This is a genomic window from Trinickia sp. (assembly GCF_036503415.1).
Lineage (GTDB): Bacteria > Pseudomonadota > Gammaproteobacteria > Burkholderiales > Burkholderiaceae > Trinickia.
In genome coordinates this window covers 1-3,573 of the sequence record NZ_DASXWY010000175.1, presented here as the reverse complement: position 1 = coordinate 3,573, position 3,573 = coordinate 1, and the positions used below count along the sequence as shown (strand labels likewise).

2 protein-coding genes are annotated in these 3,573 nt (G+C 60.1%); one reads left to right on the top strand and one right to left on the bottom strand.

Features of this window, described 5'->3' with window-relative positions; all coding sequences use genetic code 11:
• Positions 1-1,839: 1,839 nt before the first annotated feature.
• Complete coding sequence (locus tag VGL01_RS21650) at positions 1,840-3,048, top strand: DNA-binding protein (protein ID WP_331573008.1); 1,209 nt, start codon at positions 1,840-1,842, stop codon at positions 3,046-3,048.
• A gap of 121 nt (positions 3,049-3,169) precedes the next feature.
• On the opposite strand, the gene VGL01_RS21645 is transcribed toward VGL01_RS21650, so the two are convergent.
• Positions 3,170-3,544, bottom strand: coding sequence for a DUF2471 family protein (locus tag VGL01_RS21645; protein ID WP_331573010.1), 375 nt, complete (start codon positions 3,542-3,544; stop codon positions 3,170-3,172).
• Positions 3,545-3,573 lie beyond the last annotated feature (29 nt).

Here is a 3,573-nt window from a genome sequence, read left to right as displayed (position 1 = left end):
AGCATACCGGAGTGCGGTGAACCTCGTCTACAGGCAGGCTCTCACCGTGTTCGGTGAATCTGGCCAAGAAACGGCGCCTCACCTCGGGTGAATCCCGAAAACGCTCACCTACCGGGAAGACGGAGTCGCGCAACGAGCGTTGTCTGTTGAGGCATAGCGCAAAATAAGCGATCGACAGTCGGTGCGAAATGCCTGCGTAGGGTCCTGAATAAGCTCACTTTATCGATTGTCGCGATTTCACGACGAACCCGCGCTCCATCCCGCCGAACCCCGCTTTACTCGCAGTCTGAGTCACATATTTCAGATGGTCGAACTCGCGCGCTCACATCTCCACCGACGAGCGCGGAGCTGCAAGCAATAGGCAACGCGGCTACCAATCGCAACGACGTCCGCAACCTGGCGTACCGAAATGCGCTCGCGGGGTCGCGCAGTCGCGGTATCGGCTCGCAGCAGATACCGACGGTGCATCCCGAAACTCCTCACCTCACATAGCCCACAAGGCCCGTCCAGTCGCGGTCCGGAACCGCAACGCCCGAAAAACGGCCTCCGCAATGATCCTGAAAACACTCACCTTTGCGCCCCGCGACGAGCGATCCGACGGTCGTCGACCCCGCATCCGCTCACCCCCGCAAAGTCTCACCCATCGATCGGGGTACAGCAAATTTATCTGTCGCTACCTACACTTAGAGACAACTCCTCGAGGAACCTCTTTCATCGCTGTATCTCCTGTATTCCCTCACCTCAGACCGACGGACCCCCGCATGAACGAGCTATACCGCCATCTACGAAAGCCCCCCGCAAACTCTCACCTTTGCGTCTGCCGGGCGCTCCGATACGCACTCACCAATCAACGTCGGTGCGGCTTACTGCGAGAGTAATGACTAACTTCCTTGGTCCTCGGAGGTGACCGGCCTCAATGCCTCCCGCAAACACTCACCTTCGGGCGCGCGGAGGCATGCTCCTGTGAGATGGCGCAGCAGTTTCGCAAAGCTCCCGAAAAGGCTCACCGTAGGAGACACCGCCGGTGAGCAGCCCAACGCGCAAAGGCCGCCGACAGGAAACCATCGGCATGGTCCCGTAAAAGCTCACCCTTCACAGGACCTTCCCTGCAAAGGGCGATGTCCTCCTGAAAAGCCTCACCTCTAATGGGCCACGGTTCCCGTGTTTGCTCACGTTGGCCTCTGAGCGGGGTAGATTGGAGGCGTAAACCGAGGTGCGCAGGGCTCCCGGAAAACCTCACCTGCTCGATGGTGCTCCCGGATCCGCGGGCCACGGAGAGCGCGACGCTGGGGCCCGACCGGTCCCGTAAAGGCTCACGTTTTGGCGAGCCCGTCTTCGGTCCGGCTCCCGAATCCGCTCACGACCTATCCCGCAGCGGCTCACGGTCATTCCCGAACCCCATCACGCAACGCTCCCGCAACGTCTCACGATTGCCCCTGCAAAAGCTCACGTTGCACCGCGCAGACCCGTGTGCAGCAAGGGTTTGCGGAGTCGTTAACGTTTTTAAATAAGGTTCAAGGGTGTTTACTTCTATGACTCTCAAGAAAGACCGTCGTGTGTCTTGGAAAATTGTTGGAACGATCTTCACGAGCTTGAGGCACACCTGTCCGTGAAACATGGCCTCTATCGACGCTGCTTGGGTACATCCCTTTACAATCAAAGACTTGATTCAGCTCCTTCGCTTTGTTTCACGAATCTGCTTGAACAGCCCCGCCGTACAAGCCCTCGGATCGACGATGCAACGGGTAGGTCGCCAAAAAACGACAGTTCGATGTTCGATCGTATTGCCTGCTACGTAATCCGTTATGATCCGCACACATTGAATCCGAGTTTGCGCCCATGTCCATCCTAGACGAGCAACGACAGCTCATCCGGCAAGAGTTGGAATCGATGAAGGCCCGCGGGCTTCATCGTCGCGAATTGTCGCTCCATGCGTGCAAGCGGTTGTTTTTCGATTTGGGCATCCGTCCTTCGATGGCTGCTGTGCGAGAGCTGACGCAAACCGGTAGCGCGAGCGACATCCCCAAAGACATCGATCATTTCTGGGAGCGTATTCGCGAGACTTCGAAGGTCAAGGTCGGCGCCGGGGCGATTCCACCGTCGCTGGAGGACAAAGCCGGAGAACTGCTCGGCGAGCTCTTCGCGCAGGCACTCGCGCATGCGAAAGAAATGCTGGAGACCGAGCGCCTCGAAATGCAGGCAACTCTCGACGATGCTCAACGCCGCGTGCGTGATGCCGAGGTTCGCCAGGAAACGCTGAACGAGGCGCTCCAACGCAGCGAGTCTCTCGCTCAGACTGCTTGGGCACGGGTACGCGAACTCGAGGCCGAGTTCGCCAGCGAGCAGACACAACGCGCATCGAGTCACGAGACATTGACCGCCACTGCAGCGCGGCTCCTGGCCGACAACGAAAAGCTCGGCCGGTTGCTCGATGACGAACGCACGACGAACGCAAAATTACGCGAGCGCATCGATTCGCTTCACGCGGAAATGCGGCAAAACGCGGAGCACTACGCCACCCAGATCAAAGATGCGATCGCCGAAGCCGAGCGCCGAGTCAAGCCGATGCTCGTCGAGCTCGATTCGTTGCGCAGTATGGCCAGTACGTATCAGGCCGGCATTCGCGATGCCAGCCGGAAAGAATTCGACTTCATTCAGCAATTGAGTGCCGCCAAGGGAAAGGCCGATCGCCTCGAAACGCAGGTGCGCGGGCAGTCCGACGAAATCGACGCCTTGACGCGCGAGCTCGATGCGCTACGTGCGCGCTCCGCGGTTTCGCCGGAATTAGCCGATGTGGTCTGCGAGCTTGCACTCGCCGGCCAACTGAGCGATGCGCATTTCGCCACGCTCGGAACGTTGCTCGATGGGCATGTATTGCTGCCCGCTCGTTGTCCGAAGTGTCCGGACGGCGAACCGGAACTCGGTCAACTCGACGATGGTTACGAATTGCTGTGCCCTGAATGCGAGCATTCGTCGGGTGTCGGCCATTCGCGGCTCGAAGCGGTGACCCGCTTCATGAGCGGGCACGGCACAGCTTCGCATGCCTGACGAGTCGACTTGCCTGCGACTTGGTCCGCCGGGGGCCCGACGCTCGAGGTGAGCTTTTTCGGGATCGCTTGCGTGAGTGTTTCCAGGAGCCACACAGGCATGCACGCGCCGCTTGGCCGCGCTAGCCTCGAGCGTGGGGTGACCGGTCCGCCTGCCTTCGCGTGCCGCCGGCCGGCGGTTTTTCCTGTGCTTCTTCATACGCCGCGACCGCGAACGCCAGCGCGGCTGGCAGCGCATTCGATCGCCCGAACGTGGCGGGGTCGTCTGTTTCTGGATAAGCCAGGTCCGCCGGGCGCTTGAACAGATCCAGGATGAACGCTTCGTGGCGGCTTGCGAAACCGAGATCGGCAAGCGCCTCGGCTTCGATGGCATGAAGCAGGCGCCAGGTCAGCGGCACGCCCTGGACGATGTAGCGCCCCGCAATGTGGCGGACGATTTGTTCGAGGTCGCGGGCTGCCGCCCGCAAGCGTATTGCAGCGAGGTCTTGTTCTCTCATGGCCGGTTTGAATATCGAGATAACCTGTA